The organism is Zobellia sp. 1_MG-2023 (assembly GCF_030549125.1).
GTDB lineage: Bacteria > Bacteroidota > Bacteroidia > Flavobacteriales > Flavobacteriaceae > Zobellia > Zobellia russellii.
This window is the reverse complement of record NZ_JAUOSY010000004.1, coordinates 95778-113846: the sequence shown is the minus strand read 5'-3', so window position 1 is coordinate 113846 and position 18069 is coordinate 95778. Positions and strand designations below refer to the sequence as shown.

9 protein-coding genes and 1 pseudogene are annotated in these 18069 nt (G+C 38.0%); 6 read left to right on the top strand and 4 right to left on the bottom strand.

The window, feature by feature from the left end; translation table 11 throughout:
* The first annotated feature begins 13 nt into the window (after positions 1 to 13).
* The 6 genes and pseudogenes from Q4597_RS10210 to Q4597_RS19745 form a co-directional block, all read left to right on the top strand.
* On the top strand, positions 14 to 871 hold the full coding sequence (locus Q4597_RS10210) for an AraC family transcriptional regulator (protein ID WP_303406128.1): 858 nt from the start codon (positions 14 to 16) through the stop codon (positions 869 to 871).
* A gap of 163 nt (positions 872 to 1034) precedes the next feature.
* Positions 1035 to 3692: a PAS domain S-box protein gene (locus tag Q4597_RS10205; protein WP_303406127.1), complete on the top strand. Its 2658-nt coding sequence runs from the start codon at positions 1035 to 1037 to the stop codon at positions 3690 to 3692.
* Between the two features lie 4 nt (positions 3693 to 3696).
* A complete protein-coding gene (locus tag Q4597_RS10200) occupies positions 3697 to 4098 on the top strand; it encodes a two-component system response regulator (RefSeq protein ID WP_215439666.1) in 402 nt (133 codons plus the stop codon).
* Positions 4099 to 4658: 560 nt separating this feature from the next.
* Entirely contained in the window at positions 4659 to 7886 is a 3228-nt protein-coding gene (locus tag Q4597_RS10195; protein ID WP_303406126.1) for a TonB-dependent receptor, read from the top strand.
* A 10-nt stretch (positions 7887 to 7896) separates the two neighbouring features.
* A complete protein-coding gene (locus tag Q4597_RS10190) occupies positions 7897 to 9648 on the top strand; it encodes a RagB/SusD family nutrient uptake outer membrane protein (protein ID WP_303406125.1) in 1752 nt (583 codons plus the stop codon).
* Positions 9649 to 9699: 51 nt separating this feature from the next.
* Positions 9700 to 9795 (top strand): annotated as a pseudogene (locus Q4597_RS19745) (RagB/SusD family nutrient uptake outer membrane protein); the annotation flags it as partial.
* A gap of 177 nt (positions 9796 to 9972) precedes the next feature.
* Here the strand turns inward: Q4597_RS19745 and Q4597_RS10185 are convergent.
* The 4 genes from Q4597_RS10185 to Q4597_RS10170 form a co-directional block, all read right to left on the bottom strand.
* Entirely contained in the window at positions 9973 to 11817 is a 1845-nt protein-coding gene (locus Q4597_RS10185; RefSeq protein ID WP_303406124.1) for an arylsulfatase, read from the bottom strand.
* A gap of 3 nt (positions 11818 to 11820) precedes the next feature.
* Positions 11821 to 13386, bottom strand: a complete 1566-nt coding sequence (locus Q4597_RS10180; RefSeq protein ID WP_303406123.1) for a sulfatase — start codon at positions 13384 to 13386, stop codon at positions 11821 to 11823.
* A 132-nt stretch (positions 13387 to 13518) separates the two neighbouring features.
* Positions 13519 to 14991 (bottom strand): RagB/SusD family nutrient uptake outer membrane protein, encoded by a 1473-nt coding sequence (locus tag Q4597_RS10175; protein ID WP_303406122.1) that lies wholly within the window; start codon positions 14989 to 14991, stop codon positions 13519 to 13521.
* 13 nt (positions 14992 to 15004) lie between these two features.
* On the bottom strand, positions 15005 to 18046 hold the full coding sequence (locus Q4597_RS10170; protein ID WP_303406121.1) for a TonB-dependent receptor: 3042 nt from the start codon (positions 18044 to 18046) through the stop codon (positions 15005 to 15007).
* Between the last annotated feature and the right edge of the window lie 23 nt (positions 18047 to 18069).

Below are 18069 nucleotides of genomic sequence, written 5' to 3'. Positions count from 1 at the left end.
ATAAATACGTTTTATGAAAACTGCCCTTAAAAAATCTCCAATACCTAAAACACATGCTTTTGTGGTACAACAACTTAACCAACCTATTTTTGACCCTAATTGGCATTTTCACCCAGAATACCAATTATTTATGGTCTTAAAAGGGCAAGGCACCCGCTTTATTGGAGATCATGTAAAACAATTCTATGTGGGTGATATAACATTTACAGGACCAAACCTTCCCCACCTGTGGAAAAGTGATACGGAAGACCCCGGAAAAAGAGCCGAAGGTATTGTGGTTTATTTTGATTACGATTTTATAGGCGAATCCTTATTGCAAAAAGAAGAGTACATTAGACTAAGACATCTCTTTAAAAAGAGTTTACGTGGTTTTGATGTGATTGGAAAAACTGCGACCATAGTTGGAAAGAAACTAAAGGAACTACCCAATTTACAAGGTTTTGATGCCGTTTTAGGATTACTCCAAATTTTAAACCTTTTTTCCAAAACCGAAGATTTAAAAGTTTTGGCAAGTTCTGGATATACCAATACTCTAAGAGAAGGTGATACAGAGCGTATGAACATGGTTTATGCCCATGTAATGAAACATTTTACCCGTAAAATTCCAATAACGGAGATGGCCGGACTAACCAACATGACCACATCATCTTTTAGCAGGTATTTTAAGACCCATGCCAATAAAACATTTTCGGAATTTGTAAGCGAAATTCGTATCGGACACGCATGCAAGCTACTTATTGATAAGAAAATGAACGCCTCACAAGCATGTTACCAAAGCGGGTTTAGAACATTGTCTAACTTTAACAGACAATTTAAAGCTGCAACCAACTGTACGCCCACTGCCTATAAAGAAAGCTATAAAATGAAATAAGTTTAAAATAGCACTCACTTTACTTCACATTACAGTACCAATACCTCCTTACAGGACATTTATTTCAGCTCCTACATCCGTTTAGTTAAAAAAATATAAAACCCTTCAAAACATCAGTAAATAATTCTTATATTGAAAGTATATTCTTATAAACTGACCAAGTTTGAAACAAGCAACCAAAAAATCAAAAAAAAATATACCCTACCACGAAATTTTTGTTGAACAAGCACCCACTGCTATTGCGATGTTGGACAAGAACATGCGTTTCCTTGCCGTCTCCAATTGCTGGATCAAAGAATATAAACTAGAGGGAATTGAAATTATAGGTAGGTGTTACTTTGATATTTTCCCACATTTGAGCGAGGATTCTAAAGACTTGTACCAACAGTGTCTAAAAAATGCCATTAACATATACGATGAAACACCATTTACACGAAAAGATGGTACCGTACAATGGCTGTATTGGGATATACACCCTTGGTATGAATCAAAAAACCAAGTAGGAGGTCTCTTTATTCATACTATTGATATTACTCCCAATAAAGAGAGTGAATTAAAAGTAGCTAGGACACTAGATATTTTTACGCAAACAAAAGAGGTTGCAAAAATAGGGACTTGGGAAATTAGTATAGCCACAAAAAAAGTTTTCTGGAGTAGAATAACCAGAGAAATACATGAAGTTTTACCGGGGTACCAACCTGTTTTAGAAGAGGCTATCAGCTTTTTTGAAGAGAAAAAAAGCCGCCCTATCCTAAGAGCCAAAGTTAACGATGTTATTGAAAACGGTATACCATTTGACTTTGATTTTGAATTAATTACTGCTAAAAACAACCTTCGTTGGGTACGGGTCATAGGTAAACCCGAAATCATAGATGGAAAAATCATTAATGTCATTGGCCTGGTTCAGGATATAAGTGACGTAAAATTCTCAAAACTACAGCTGAACATTGCCCATGCACAATTGAGAGCTATTTACAACTCGGAATCTATTTCTATATTTTCAACAGACAGTAACGGTATTATAAATCATTTTAATAAAGGAGCCGAAAAACTTCTAGGCTATACGGAAGAAGAAATGAAAGGCAAAAGAGAGCCAACTCATTTTCTGTTTCCAGAAGAGGTGATCGCATTTAGAAAAGATCTTGCCGTTATTTACAAAAAGAACCCTGATGAATTCAGCCATTATAAAGATTTAGAGCATGAAAACGTAAACGATACCAGGGAGTGGAGGTATATCCGTAAAGATGGTCATGTAGTACCCGTTCAATGCACAGTATCCTCAGTTAAAAATGATAAGGGAAAAAATACTGGCTTTATTGTAGTTTCAACAGACATATCCGATTTAAAAAAATATCAAAACGAACTTCTCGCCAAAAATCAGTTGCTCAATTTTGCTGAGCAAATGACCTTAATGGGACACTGGCGGCGTAATTTTATTACGAACAAAGGGTATTGGTCCAAAAGTTTACATAGAATTTTTGAAAGCGATAAAGATATCTCAGATTTTGATCAAAAAGAATTTGAAAGTCTCATACATCCTGATGATAGGCAAATGATTTTTGATCATATGGAAGAAACATTGAAAACAAAATTGTTCAAGAGTTTCTCACATAGAATTATTACCCCTTCTGGAAAAATTAAAACCATTCATGTAATGGGTAAGGTTATAACTAATGAAAAAGATGAAATTTTAGAGATTATTGGTACAACTCAAGATGTAACCGAACTTAAAATGGCCGAAAAGAAATTTAAAGGCCTGTTAGAGTCCGCACCGGATGCCATGATAATAATAGATGAGGAGGGCTCCATTCAACTCGTTAATAAACAAACCGAAAGCTTATTTCAATATTCATCTAAAGAATTGGTAAACGCTTCCGTAGAACCTTTAATACCGTGTATTCTTGCATCTGTTAAAGCAGCTAAATTTTCGGTAAATAATAACACAAGACAAGTTGGTATCATAGAAGAGCTTTTTGCGATACACAAAACGGGTAAAAAAATACCTATTCAGATAAATATGGCTCCATTACAGTGGGAGGATGGAATTTTAGTGTCTTTGGCCATACGGGACATTACCAAGCAAAAAGCAGCGGAAAGGAAGCTCATTAAAGCAAAAGAGAACCTTGAGGGGTTTGCAAAAAAATTAACGGAGCAAAACAAACAACTTGCAGATTTCACCCATATTACTTCACACAACTTACGCTCGCCAGTAAGTAACCTTAATTCACTTTTAGATATCTATAAAACCACGGATAGTGAAACCCTACGTTCAAGTTTATTTGAAAAATTTGAAACAGTAATAAATCACCTCACTTTAACACTAAATACACTTGTTGAAGCGTTAAAAACAAAAAGCGAACCTTCTAGTGAAGATATTCAAGATATTTTATTTGAAGACATGCTGAATATAACTAAAGATGTTTTGGCCGGTCAAATTCTAAAATCGGGTATTACCATTACATCCAATTTCACAAAATGTCCTAAGATTGAATATCACAGAATCTATTTAGAAAGTATTTTTTTAAACCTGATCAGTAATGCTATTAAGTATAGGTCTGAAAAACGAAAACCAGAAATAGAAATAGAATCAATGTGCCAAGATGGTAAAATAATGCTGAAATTTAAAGATAATGGCCTAGGCATTGACTTGGAACAGCATGGACATAAATTATTTGGCCTAAATAAAGTTTTCCATAGGCATCCAGATGCCAAAGGTGTTGGTTTATTTTTAACCAAATCTCAAATAGAGGCTATGGGCGGTACTATTTATGCAACCAGCAAAGTAGATCAGGGTACTACTTTTACTATAAATTTTAATTGACAGAATGAAAAATGCACCTAAAATCTGTATTATAGATGACGATTACATTTACCGCTATACAGTGGTTAAAAAAATGGAGACCATGCACTTGTCCGTAAGCACACTGGCTTTTGAAGATGGGGAAATGGCTTTGTCGTTTATACAGGAAAACCTTGATACAAACTCGGAACTGCCCGATGTTATATTTTTGGATATAGATATGCCGGTTATGGACGGTTTTCAGTTTTTAAAAGAATATTCAAAAATTGAAAATCAGTTAAAGAAGAAAATCAACATATACATGATATCTTCCTCCTTAGACCCCGTAGACATTGATAGAGCCCAACGCATAAACTCTATACTGGACTATTTTGTAAAACCCATTAAGACAGAACAATTAGAATCTGTGTTTTTAAGTCTAAAATAAAACCTCTTCATTTTAGACCTGCCCTAAAAACTTTATTTTTCTATCCCATTAAGACCTATTGAGTATTACTTTTTGCCGCAAGTAATACTGTTAGCTACATTTGAACAGATATATAGATGACACCCCCTATGTAACATAGCCTTGCTCTATGTGACTCTTTATATTTTCTAAAATTAAGAGTTCTTCTTTTTAAGATTCAACTGATAATCATTCTGATGAGTTTTTTCCCACAATTGGGACTTTCTTGACTACAAACTCAATTTTTGCGCATTTTTGCCAACAAAACCTTAAAAATGGTAAAATAGTGCAATAGCCAGTTAAATTTCGCAAATATCCCCCCTCCTTTTTATGGTTCTTTTGTAAAAACTAAATGAATATTATCAATTTCATATACCAACCCAACAAATATGACCCTAACAAAAAACTAAAATAACGCGATATAACTGACCAAAAAAAGGAGAGTTCGCTAAACACTCTCTTTTCGAATTTCATGCTAGGCATGAAGTAAAGTAATACCCCATTGACCCTGGGGCATGTTTAACTCTAACTAATTCAAATTTATGAAAATTAAATGGTTCACTGATGCGGGTTGCCCAGGCAGCTCCATCAAAAGATTATTCGTTCTTAAGTTCGTGATAATCTTAGCTGTAACGATTCCGATTGAATCACACGCATCTTCAACATTTGCGGAATCGACCTTAGAAAACGACCTCACCACCAATCCCGTTCAACGTACCGTAACCGGTACTGTTTCTGATGCAATGGGGCCATTGGCTGGTGTAACTATCCTAATTAAAGGAAGTACTAAAGGTACTTCTACAGATTTTGACGGTAATTATAGTATTGAAGTAGATGAGGAAGCTACCCTTGTATACTCATATATAGGGTATTCTTCAAAAGAAATGCAAGTAGGTAGCCAAACTGAAATTAACGTTACATTAGAAGAAGATGCGGCCAAACTTGAAGAGGTGGTTGTATTGGGGTATTCAACCAAGAAAAAAGGAGAAGTAACTGGATCGGTAAGTACTATTGATAACAAAGCAATTGAGCAATCTTCAAGTAAAGATGTAGCTAAATCTTTAGCTGGTAGGGCTTCTGGGTTAATCATTAGTGACCGTGGTGGTGTACCAGGTGCAGGTAATGGCGGGGGTGGTAATACAGATGATGATGCTACAACAATTTTGATTAGAGGTAAATCTACCCTTGGAAACAACAGTCCTTTAATTCTTATAGACGGTGTTCCCTCAGGTTCATTCTCTCAATTGGCACCACAAGATATTGCATCACTTACCGTACTTAAAGACGGTGCTGCTGCAATTTATGGTTCTAGAGCAGCCAACGGGGTAATTTTGGTAACTACAAAAAGAGGTAAATCCGGCAAACCGAAAATCAATTTCTCTCATGCTTACAACGTTTCATCTTTTACCAAACGGCCAGAATTGATGAATGTAAACCAGTTTGCAACCTACGAGAATGAAATAAATGCAAGAGTTAATGGTGCTGATGCTGATCCTGTATTTACATCTCAGGATATTGCTGGTTTTCCAAATACTGATTGGGCCGATGAGGTATTGGCAAAGACTTCTCCTGAATCTAGAACATCTCTTTCTGTTTCTGGAGGCGCCGAAAAAGCAAAGTACTTCGTAAGTGGTGATTTTATAGACCAAAAAGGTTTATATAAATCAGGTGCTTTAGGTTTTAAGCAATACCAACTTCGTTCTAATATTGATGTAGATCTAACAGATAGCTTTAAATTAGGAGTGGATTTAGCTACACGTTTTGGTAAAAGGACTGCTCCAGGTGTTAGCGCCAATGGTATTTATAAATTAATTTTTGCCTTGCCGCCAAATGAAATTGCAAGATATCCCAATGGTCTTCCTGCACGAGGGGGTGATGAAGGCAATCCTATTTTAACCTCTAGCAATGCCTCTGGGTTTGATAATATCTTTACAAATACCATAACAGGTCGTTTCACAGTAGATTGGAACCTTGGAAAGGTGATAAAAGGTTTAAGTATAAAAGGGTTTACAGGATTTAGAAAAATAGAGAACAATAGAAAGACTTGGTATTCTCCTTGGACATTTTATGCACAATCTGATGATGGAACTTTTGAGCCAAGAATTGGATCTAATCAGCAAGGAACAGAACGTATCTTGACCGAGAGATTTGATAAATTTGATGAACAAATCTATAATGCACGTTTACATTACGATAACACGTTTGGCGACCACTCCGTAAGCACCTTTGTGGGAATGGAAAGGCTAAATAATGCTTCAAATGATTTCTTTGCAACTAAAGTTGGTGGATTTCCCGATGCCAGAAGAGGAGAATTATTTCAAGGTAATAATGATGATAGACAGTCTTCGGGCGGAACTAGCTCTGAGTTTAAAAGACAGGATTTCTTTGGATCGTTATCGTATGATTTTAAGAAAAAATATTTCATTGACTTTACAATGCGATATGATGGATCCAGTAGATTTGGTGAAGGCAATCGTTATGGAACATTTCCAAGTGCTGCGGCCTCATGGGCAATAGATAAAGAGAGTTTTTTAGATAATGTAGCTTGGATCGATGGTTTAAAACTTAGGGCTTCTTTGTCAAAAATGGGCAACGATCGTATTGGTGCCAACCAATTTCTTTCCTTGTTTGATCTTGGAACAAATACAGATAACACAAATAATCCATTAGGCACAAGATTTCCAAATTATTATGTATTGGGAGAAGGTGGTGAAATTTTTTCCAACACCTATAATCTTGCTAGGCTAGCAAACCCCGATGTTACTTGGGAGACTGCGCAGCTATGGAACATTGGTTTAAACTTTTCATTGTTCGATAATAAATTATCAGGTGACCTCAACTACTACGAACAAGATAGATCAGATATTTTAGTAAATAGATCAGGGGCTATTCCTGGGTTTATAGGATTACAGAATAGTCAAATTCCGGCTGAAAACATAGGTGAGACCAGAAGCTGGGGTTACGAATTTGAATTGGCTTGGAATGACCAAGTAAACGATAACTTCTCTTATAATTTAGGAGTCAATTTCACAAATGCTCGTAACGAAGTAGTTTCATTACCTGAGGGTGAAAATATCCTAGATTCCCAAAAGCAAGCTGGTAAACCAATAGACTCATATAATAATGTTTTCCCGACCAATGGAATCTTTAAAGACCAAGCCCAGGTTGATGCTACTGCTATTAAAAGGGAAGGTACTGTACCGGGAGAACCAATTTACGTAGACGTAAATGATGACGGTGTTGTTGATGGAAATGATTTTATCAGAACATCAACTTCGAACATCCCACAAGTACAATACGGTATATATGGGGGCTTCAATTACAAATCTTTTGGTTTCAATTTCTTGTTCCAAGGACAAGCTGAAGCAGAAACATTGGTATTCTTTGATCAATCAGGAGCAAAACCAGAATTTGTATTCAATGAAAGATGGACGCCAAACAACACAAACTCTATCTACCCAAGAGCGTTTGCGCAAGGAGATGCTATTAGTGGAGGGCAAATAGACGGAACTGATGGTTTTGCTGACATTTACTATTTTGACGCCTCTTTTGTGCGCCTTAAAGAAGTGGAACTTTCGTACACTTTAAAAAGCGATGTTATCAAATTTGCTGATGTTCGCCTGTTTGCCAGAGGGTTTAACTTAGCCACTTTCTTCTCAGATATCTGGGACTTGGGCCTTGACCCTGAAGCTACAGGGTATAACAATTTTAGAGGAGCACAATATACTCCCCTAAAAACATATACTTTGGGTGTTAATTTTAGTTTCTAAAAAAATAATTATGAGAAATAATAAAGCAATAAAAAAAATAAGCATTACAATGCTGATGGCGTTCTTTATGACCTTTAGCAGTTGTGAAGAAAGCTTGGATATAGATGTAAGGGACTCTTTTGCCAGTGATTTGGTATTGAGTACACCAGAACAAGTTGAACTGTTATTACTTACTACTTATAACAGTACGGAATCATTTGGGGCTGGCACCCAATTTTGGGCACGTTACATGAATGTGGAAATAGCATCTCTTGAAGCTAGAATGAATTTCAACGCAGCAACACAAGCCTTGGACATCTTTGGAGTTCTTAGGGGTTGGTCTTCTCAAAATGTAGGACAGTTAGGTCAAAAATGGCAAGACCTTTATACCTATGTTAGACAAGCCAATGTGTTTTTAGAATTGGTTGAAGGTAGCGAGGCTCAAATAAATAATCCTGATGAAATAGAGGCCTTAAAGGCAGAGATGCGTTTTCTACGGGCTAATCAGTATTCAAAACTATTAAAGTTTTTTGGGGGCGTACCATTATTAACCTCGGCTACAACGCTAGATGATGACTTTAATATTCCACGTAATAGTTATCAAGAGGTGGTAGATTTTATAGTTAGTGAAATAGATGAAATCGCCCCACTTTTACCGCTAACTAGAGAAAGTGGTGAATTTGGTAGAGCCACAAGATTGGCTGCGTTGGCCTTGAAATCTAGAACTTTGTTATATGCTGCAAGTGATTTGCATGATCCGTCTATGGCTCCGCAAACATCTAATTTGGAATTGTACACCTATGACAAGGCCAACAAATGGCAAGATGCAGCGGATGCTGCTAAAGCGGTGATTGATTTAGTAGGGGACCGAGATTTGATAAGTACTCCAGATGCTAAGGCTTATCAAGAACTATTTTTATCAGCAAATCAAGATATCTTGTTCGCAAGACCTTTTGGGGGAACTGTTTTAGGCTTCGGTACCGATGTAACCACGCAACCTGACAATGCGCAATCGCCTAGAGGTTTTGATGGATGGAGTCTTTCTACGCCATTGCATAACCACACCTTAATTTATAATATGGACGACGGTAATACTACAGATAGTCCTTCCTATGATGCAGCAAACCCTTACGAGAATCGCGAAATGCGTTTCTACGCCAATATCAATTACCAAGGGGCTATTTTTAGAGGAAGACCTATTGATTACTCTATTTCTTTAGATAACACGGTTGTCGCAGATGGTTTAGATTCTTTTTCACAAGACCAACAAACCTTAGGGAACTTTAGACACGGTTCTACAACTGGGTATGCAATACGTAAATTTCAAAATGAGGCATTGGGTGCAGATGTAAAACAAGCTACCCCAGGAAGACCCTATATCATCTATCGACTTGCAGAAATTTATCTAAATTATGCAGAGGCTTCATTTAGATCTGGTGATGAAGAGACGGCAAGAAGATATGTAAGTAGGGTTTCAGAAAGAGCCTTGCAGCCAGCTATTACAGCTAGTGGTCCAGAACTATTAGAGGCAATAAAAAGAGAGCGACGGGTAGAGCTTGCCTTTGAAGGTCATAACTTCTTTGATGAAAGACGTTGGTTAAATGAAGATAATCTTGGTTTTGACGTAAAAGGTATGCGCTGGACAAAAGATCTTGATGAAAATACTTCTTTTGAAGAATTTACAATTGAAACAAGACCATTTGATAAAAAACAGTACTACTTACCAATACCGCAATCAGAAATAAATAGAACTGAGGCACTTATTCAAAATGAAGGATATTAATTAAAATTAAAAGCCGCAGACGGTAATTTAACCAATGAAGAATACACCGTAGTAGAAAGACCATGGTTTGATAGACAGTACTATCTGCCCATTCCACAGTCCGAGGTTGAAAAAGCTCCTTCAATGGTTCAAAATGCAGGGTACTAAGGCCCTTATACCTTAGAAAAGTTGTTTGTTGAGTTAGTTTGTAACCGGAGAGCCATAAGGCTCTCCGGTTTTTTTGTACAAACTATAAGTCTTCTTACTCAATTGAAACTAAAAAAAAAGGAACAATCCGTTTTACCGGTTGCTCCTTCTCTTCAATAACAATCAACATCATATGATTTATCTCGTTCGCTCTAATTTGGGTGATGCATCAACCTTTCTTAGATAGACATAGAAAGCTCCAAATCTAACATCATCCTCTCCAATGAAATCCGCATACAATCGCTTACGACCTTTTACCAAGTAGGCTTTAAAAGTTGCATTATCCGCTTTCATATTTACCGGCATATCCAAATGCAATGCATCAATATCTATACTTGCTTGTTTAATAGGAATCAAAACTCCTTCAGGCTTGGTAACATACCATTTTTCACGCTTGCCCAATTCGGGCATTGTAGCATCAAAACTGAGTTTGGATTCTTTTGGCCATCTTCTCAATTCAACTTCATAATATCCATCTTGCTGTACATCTATCATATAGAAGCCCTTTCCAAAAGCGGGTTGCTTTCCTGATTTAGGATCACGAATATATACTTGACTCCATGCTATAGGCTCGGAGCTATGTAGATCATGAACGGTAATAGTGGTTTCGGCTATGCCCGGTTCACCCACTTTATACGCTTCATAGTGCGAAAAATCACGCGATGTATATGCCCACCATTCCTCATAGGCATTCCTCATTTCTTTAACCTTTTCCGTGTGCTTTAATGCAATATCATTTTCTTGGCTTGGGTCTTTTTTAATATTGTACAGTTCTTTACCGTCTATAAGCCTCCATTCGTCATCCATAACAGCACTCATACGCCATTTTACAGGTTGCTGTAACCTATTATTGTCTACAACGCAATACCGATGCGGGGCGGTTTTTATTTCATTTTCCAATATAGGTGCCCAGCTTTTACCATCATAGCCAAGGTTGGGTACTTTTCCCAAGTCACATAAATCTATTAATGTGGGCAATACATCAAAATTCATGGCCAGCTGATCAATTGAGCGACCACCGGTTAGTTTACCATCCTTCCAACGCATAAAGAACGGCACTCTATGTCCGCCTTCATATTGTGACCCCTTGTGTCCCCTCATGCCTGCATTAAAACCTTCAACTTTACCATTTGCTTCTCTATGTCCGGTAGAAGTCCCGTTATCGGTCATAAAAATTAAAATTGTATTGTCCTTTAAACCTAGTTCATCCAGCTTTTTATCCAGAAGGGCCATATTATCATCAATATTGGTAATCATTCCGTAATATGCCTTTTGACCTTCGTTTATAGAAGTTTCCGTTTTGTACATCTCATAATACTCTTGGGGTACATTTAAAGGGCCATGAGGTGCATTCAACGATATATAAACAAAGAAAGGGTTATCTTTTTTTTGTTCTATAAAATCCATAGCTTCGGAGAAAAAGACATCTGTACAATACCCTTCAAATTTTTCAGGAGTACCATTTCTCCAGTACGTATCATCAAAATAATCATTCTGCCAATAATCCGGGGTTTGGCCTACACCTCCACCACCATGGACTACAGTTTCTTGAAATCCTCTATCCTCTGGACGGTAAGGAAAAGCGTCTCCCAAATGCCATTTTCCGTACATTCCCGTAGCATAGCCATTATCCTCGAAAACCTGCGGCATTAACATGAATTTCTCCCGAAGGAAATTACCTCCTCCAATGGTATGCCATACCCCGGCACGATTACCATCCGCTCCCGTAAGCAGGCCAGAACGGCTAGGCGCACAAGTAGTACCACTATGAAAATTAGTAAAATGAACACCCTCGTGATACATTTTATCCATTGAAGGTGTTTTTATAACCTTGTTACCATGGGCAGCAACATCTCCATAACCCTGGTCATCGGTTAAAATAATAATCACATTTGGCTTATCATCACTCTGTGCCGTTACCATAGTACTTAAAAAGCAAAAGCCAAGTACCCATTTGTACGATACCTTCTTTAGTATTTTCATTTTTTAATTTTTATGAATGTTCTTATTTTTTCTGTTTTTGGCCTCTTGCTCCAGAAGCTGACCGTAATTGAGTTTACGGTATTTTTTCTTTAAGCTTTCCGGTGCTTTTCGGTCAAACAGAACCGCATATTTTGCGTAATCATTGGTCTGCATTCCGTCTTTTACCAAACTCATGTATCGCTCATCATACAGCTTACGCATTTTATCCAGCTCCGTTTTGTACGTCTTATCCTGCGCCAGGTTGTGCATTTCTAGTTTATCTTTGGATATATGGAACAATTCTTCAGTGGGTTGCATACGCTCATCCGTATATTGCCAATAGATGTATTTGAAGTCTTTTGTAACCACGCTTAGCGTCTGAATTTCATCATTGCCCCACATATTGGTCAATGCAATATGCTCTCTCTGTATACCCGCTTCCTTTTGTGCCAACGGCACCAAATTTTCACCATCCATATTATCCGGCACCTGAACACCGGCATAGGCTAAAATGGTAGGAGCCATATCTATATTGGCCGTTACGGTCTTTCGTTTTACCCCTTGTTTATTCTTTGGTACTCTTGGGTCATAAATAATGAGAGGTGATCGTGAAGCTTCCTCATAAGGAAGTACTTTCCCGCCAAGGTTATGTGCACCACAACTATACCCATTATCACTGGTGAATATGATAATGGTATTTTTATCCACACCTTGTTCTTCCAGCGACTTACGAATCATACCGATAGCATAATCCACACCGTGAATCAGCTGATTATATTTTCTGATCGCCTCTTGATAGCTGTCTTCGGATTCTCGCCAGAAATTATATGAATTATACTGCCTACCTGATTTTGCCTGTGGCGCTAAATGTTTGGCATTTGCATCACCATAATTTTCGGGTTTTTTATACGTCTGCCCAGCATATACGTCATCAAAGAAAGGGTCTGGAGTAAAAGGTAAATGAGGTGCCTTAAAACTTATGGACATACAGAACGGTTTTCCCGAAGCTTTGGCTTCCTTTATAAAGTCTCCCGCCCAAGCGCCATACGCTCGCGTGCTATGTGGATACTTTTTTGCGTACTGGGCTATAGTTGGATTCTTGGCCGTCTCATAAAGTGTCTGCCCAGGGCCTCCACCCCATTCGTCAAAATAACCTACTGGAAGTCCATCTTCTATTTTTTCTGTTTTTGTCTCATCAAGAACAAAACCCACTTTACCCGCGAAACCTGTAAAATACCCTTCCTTTTGGAGTAATACTGGATAGGTGTTTTCAAATTTATCTACGGCCAAATCGCCATGCATAAAATTACAACCGGTCTTGTACTCATACATACCTGTTAGAATATTGGCCCTGCTTGCCATACAGATGGAAGTAGTATTATAATGGTTCAGGAATAGAACACCATCTTTGGCCAACTTATCCATATTCGGGGTTTTTACCTGATCATTACCGTAGCAACCTGTGGCTACACTGGTCTGATCATCGGAAAGAAGGAATATGATATTGGGTCTATCATTTTGTCCAAAAACATGTTTTCCAACCATGAACGAAATTAGAAACATTATAAAAACCGTATTTCTTTTTTTCATACCTCTATTAATTTATCTATAATCCTTACTCAGTTACAAATAGTTTCACCAAGTTATAGGTTATTCAATTTTTTTGAATAAAATGTACCCCTCTTACTTTTACCTAAGAGAGGTACATTCATAGTTCCGTTTTTAATACCCGGGATTTTGCACCAGTACTCCTTGTGACAAATCTATTTGAGACAAAGGTATAGGCATAATCTCGTGCAATCCTTTTTTAAAGCCCAAGGATCCTAGCAAAGCCTCTGCTCTATCCGTTCTAATTAGGTCATGATACCGGAAGCCTTCGCCTGCCAATTCAACCCTACGCTCGTGATAAATGGCATCCAACAAAGCCTGCCCGTTTAGACTGCCGTCCAAATCCGGAACAACGGAAGCATCATTATCACCTCTTGCTCTCTGCCTTACCTTATTTACATAGTTTATTGCAGTTGTGGGGTCTGTATTGTAAATAGCTTCTGCATACATTAAATACGCATCGGATAAACGAAGGATTCTAATATTGTTACCGCTATTTCCGTTTCCTCCAACCGAAGGTTTAGGGTTTTCACTAAATGGAGTTATTGAATATTTTTTGATATACCACTCCGTTCCATACCCTCCCGGGACATTGTAAAATGAAGCATCAAACCTAGGGTCGTTAGGTTCAAATTCATTTCTTAAGTCTTCTTTAATCTGAGAGAAACCAACACCACCTTTTTTTCTTGCACCGATCATACGTGGGATTAAGGTACCCAACTTATCTGAATTAGAGGAAAAATTAATTTCAAAAATTGATCCCGTATTCCACTCACCTGAAGGTTCAAAAATAGTAGCATAATCTGCTAGTACATATGGCAATTCAATTAGTTGCTCCCCGTACGTTTTAACCTGATCCATTTTATTTTGGTAAAGCGCTACTCGCATCATTAAACCAAGGGCGGCTCCTATATCTGCATGCCCTAAGAAATCGGCTCCTTTATCAAATCTAGAAGGCAATTCTGAAATTGCTTTTTTCAAATCCTCTTCAATGAACCTGTATGTCTCTTCAGTTGAGGAACGTGCCACATTGTATTCTCCTGGCTCTAACGGCGTATCTATTATTGGTACGCCTCCAAAAGTATTTACCAGGTCAAAATAATAATAGGCCCGTAAAAAATGTGCTTCGGCAATAATGTCCTTTTTTCTCTCTTCATCCTCAAATTCAATACTAGGTACATTTGCCAAAACTAAATTGGCATAAAGCACCCCTTTGTAGTTTACTTGCCACAGTTTTTCTACAGCAGAATTAGAAGTCGTAAGACTATATATTTCTTTTTCATACAGATGTGGGCCATCATTTACTCTGGCTCCTCCCTTTAAAATATCATCTGTTCCTATATCTCCAAAGACCAGATCATTGGCATTGGCCGCTCCAAAATTCTCACGGGCATACATCTCACGCATTGGAGAATAGGCCGCTGTTAGAGCTTGTTCCGCATCTACCGGAGATTTATAAAAATTCTCAATAGTGGGCTCTCCGGAGGGCACTACCTCAAGATAATCTTTACTGCATGAACTTAACGCAAAAATCAAAGCCAAGGAACAAAACTTTAGTCCGTTATTAATTGTTCTATATGGTATCATAATAAATGTCTTTTTAAAATTTAATGTTCAAGCCCAAAGTGAATGTTCTTGCGGATGGGTACAATCCGTTATCAATACCTATGTCCAAAGGACTGGTGCCATTATCGGATGTATCTACACCTACCTCTGGATCCATACCTTCGTATTTGGTAAAAGTGAGCAAGTTCTGTGCGGCCAAATAAATACGAAGACTTGAAATTGGCGTCTTGTCCAACATATCTTGCGGTAACGAATAGCCTAATTGTACATTCTTCAATCTTAGATAAGAACCATCCTTAACGTATCTACTGGATGATTTTGGCATGTTAACTCCATTGTTGGCAAAAGTTACTCTTGGCAAGGTATTGGATGTTCCTTCTCCTGTCCAACGGTTCAACATATTGGTAGACATATTGGTTCCCAAATCTGCTTCTAACCAGTAAATTGTGTGATTCAAAATATCGTTCCCTTGACTTCCTTGGAAGAACATTGAAAAATCGAACTGTTTGTAATTCATATCCAGATTTATACCATAGGTATAATCCGGAAAAGGCGAACCAATGTACTTTCTATCGTCATCATTAATGATTCCGTCATCATTAAGATCTCTGTATTTTACATCACCAGGTTGGGTCTTAGGAAGTACTGCACTATTATCTACCTCATCTTGTGTCTGAAAAATACCGATCATTTCATATCCATAAAAAGAAGCAATAGGGTGGCCGGCCTCTGTACGACTATAATCTTTGGAACGGTTACTACCAATTAAGATACCGTCATCTGCTAAAGAAATAACCTTGTTCTTCACAAACGAAATGTTCCCTCCTAAGTTGAACGAAAAATCACCAAAACTCTTTCTGTAATTTGCGGTAAGTTCAAAACCTTTGTTCTCTATATCACCTGCATTTCCGTAAGGACTTGTCTTATAACCCGCTGTATTAAGAATAGGTATCGCCAAAAGCAGGTCAGTTGTATTCTTAATAAAATAATCTGCTGTAAGCGTCAGTGAGTTATTGAAAAGACCTAAATCAACCCCTACATTCTTAGTAACGGTAGTTTCCCACTTTAAATCTTGATTACCGGGTCTTAGAGGAGCTGCACCAACAGTAGTTACCTGATCTGCCCCATAAATATAATTTGTGTTTAGATTAAGGGTGTTGAAAGTTGAGGAATTAGGTATATTTTGATTACCCGTTTCTCCCCAACCTGCTCGAAACTTCAACTGATTTAAGAATCCAATATTATAAAAATGTTCGTTGTGAACATTCCAACCTAAAGCTACGGATGGAAACTTACCCCAACGTTGGTTTTCCCCAAAACGAGAAGACCCATCAAACCTATATGTAGCGGTTATTAAATAACGCTCATCATAGTTATAATTTAACCTCCCGAAAAACGAAAGTAATTTAGACTCGGATATACCACCATTGTTAGTAGAGGTAGATACATTTCCCGAACCCAAGGTTGGATTGGCAACACTTGAAGGAATCTCGCTACGCTCTGCCTGAACGTTATTAGCGTTTAAATTTTGGATTTCCTGTCCCAATAAGGCGTTAAAATTATGTTTGTCCTTAAAAACCTTTAGGTAATTAAGCGTATTTGAAAGTACCATCACCCTGTTTTCCGAACGGCTCAAAGTATAACTACTTACCGGACTGTTATAGGTTGGTCCCACAAAATATTCAGGCACGTAATTATCACTTTTTACATTTGTGATTTCCAACCCGTAATTAGACTTGAACTTTAAACCTTCCGCTAGGTCCAGCTCAACAAATAAGTTGCCGAAAAAACTTTCTTTCTTACGATTTCTTTTTCCATATTCTACAAGGCCCAATGCATTAATGGCACTCGAATAACCGGGAATACCTAAACTCCCATCAGGCGCATAAATTGGAGAGACCGGATCGGTAACGTAACCAACAAAGGCCGCTCGTTGCCAGGGGTTACCACCCACCTCGGGAACGGATGTCCTGTCTGAATTAGAGTACTGAATGTTGTGTCCTACTTTAATTTTCTTCCCTACTTGATAGGTGTTATTTACCCTGAAGTTATGACGGCTATAGCCCGACTCCTTGAGTATACCATCTTGCGAAATATATCCGTAGGATATGTAATAGGTAGATTTTTCACTCCCTCCGGAAATGGATAATTGGTGATCTTGAATAAACCCGGAACGGTAAGCGGCATCTTTCCAATTATATGTAGGCAAAGCCCCTGGATTGGCCAACTCTGGATCTATAGCGGTTCCATCATTTGTATTTGCCTCATTAACCAGCATGGCCCACTGTGGCCCCGTAAGAACATCTAAATTATCTATTTTGTTCTGTACTCCGGTATATATGTTGTAGGATACCGTAGTCTTACGTTTAGACCCTTTTTTTGTTTCAATTAAAATAACCCCGTTCGCTCCTCTTGACCCATAAATTGCAGTTGCCGAGGCATCTTTAAGGACATCTATAGAAGCAGCATCTGCCATATTAAAGTTGGCAATATCATTAATAGGTACACCATCAATAACATATAAAGGGTCTGAGTTGTTAACCGTTCCCGTTCCTCTAATTCTTACCGTTGGGCTAGCTCCCGGAGCACCAGAAGTTCCCGAAACCGTAACACCTGCCGCCCTACCCTGTATGGCTTGATCCAAGGAAACTGTATTGGTTTTTTGAATGTCCTCTGTACTAATGGAAGAAATAGAACCTGTTAAATCTTTCTTTTTCTGTACCCCGTACCCAACTACCACAACTTCTTCCAAAGCCTGTGCATCCTCTTGCATGGTTACATTAAGGTCTGCGCCTGATACGATTACTTCTTGTGACTTGTAACCTATGTACGAGAAGACCAAAGTGGCTCCTTTTGACACATCTTGAAGCACAAAATTACCATCAAAATCTGTAGTTGTTCCCTTTGATGATTCCTTTAAAAATACGTTGACGCCAGGCAGTGGACCTTGGCTATCGGAGACGGTTCCTTTTACTGTTTGGGCCTGCGCAAAAGCACTAAAAAAGGCCAACAATAAAAAGCACCAAAATTGACGAGAAAAACGTGTGTTCCTCACAATTAATCTAGTAAGTTTCATAAGCATTATTGTTTGAGTTTTTT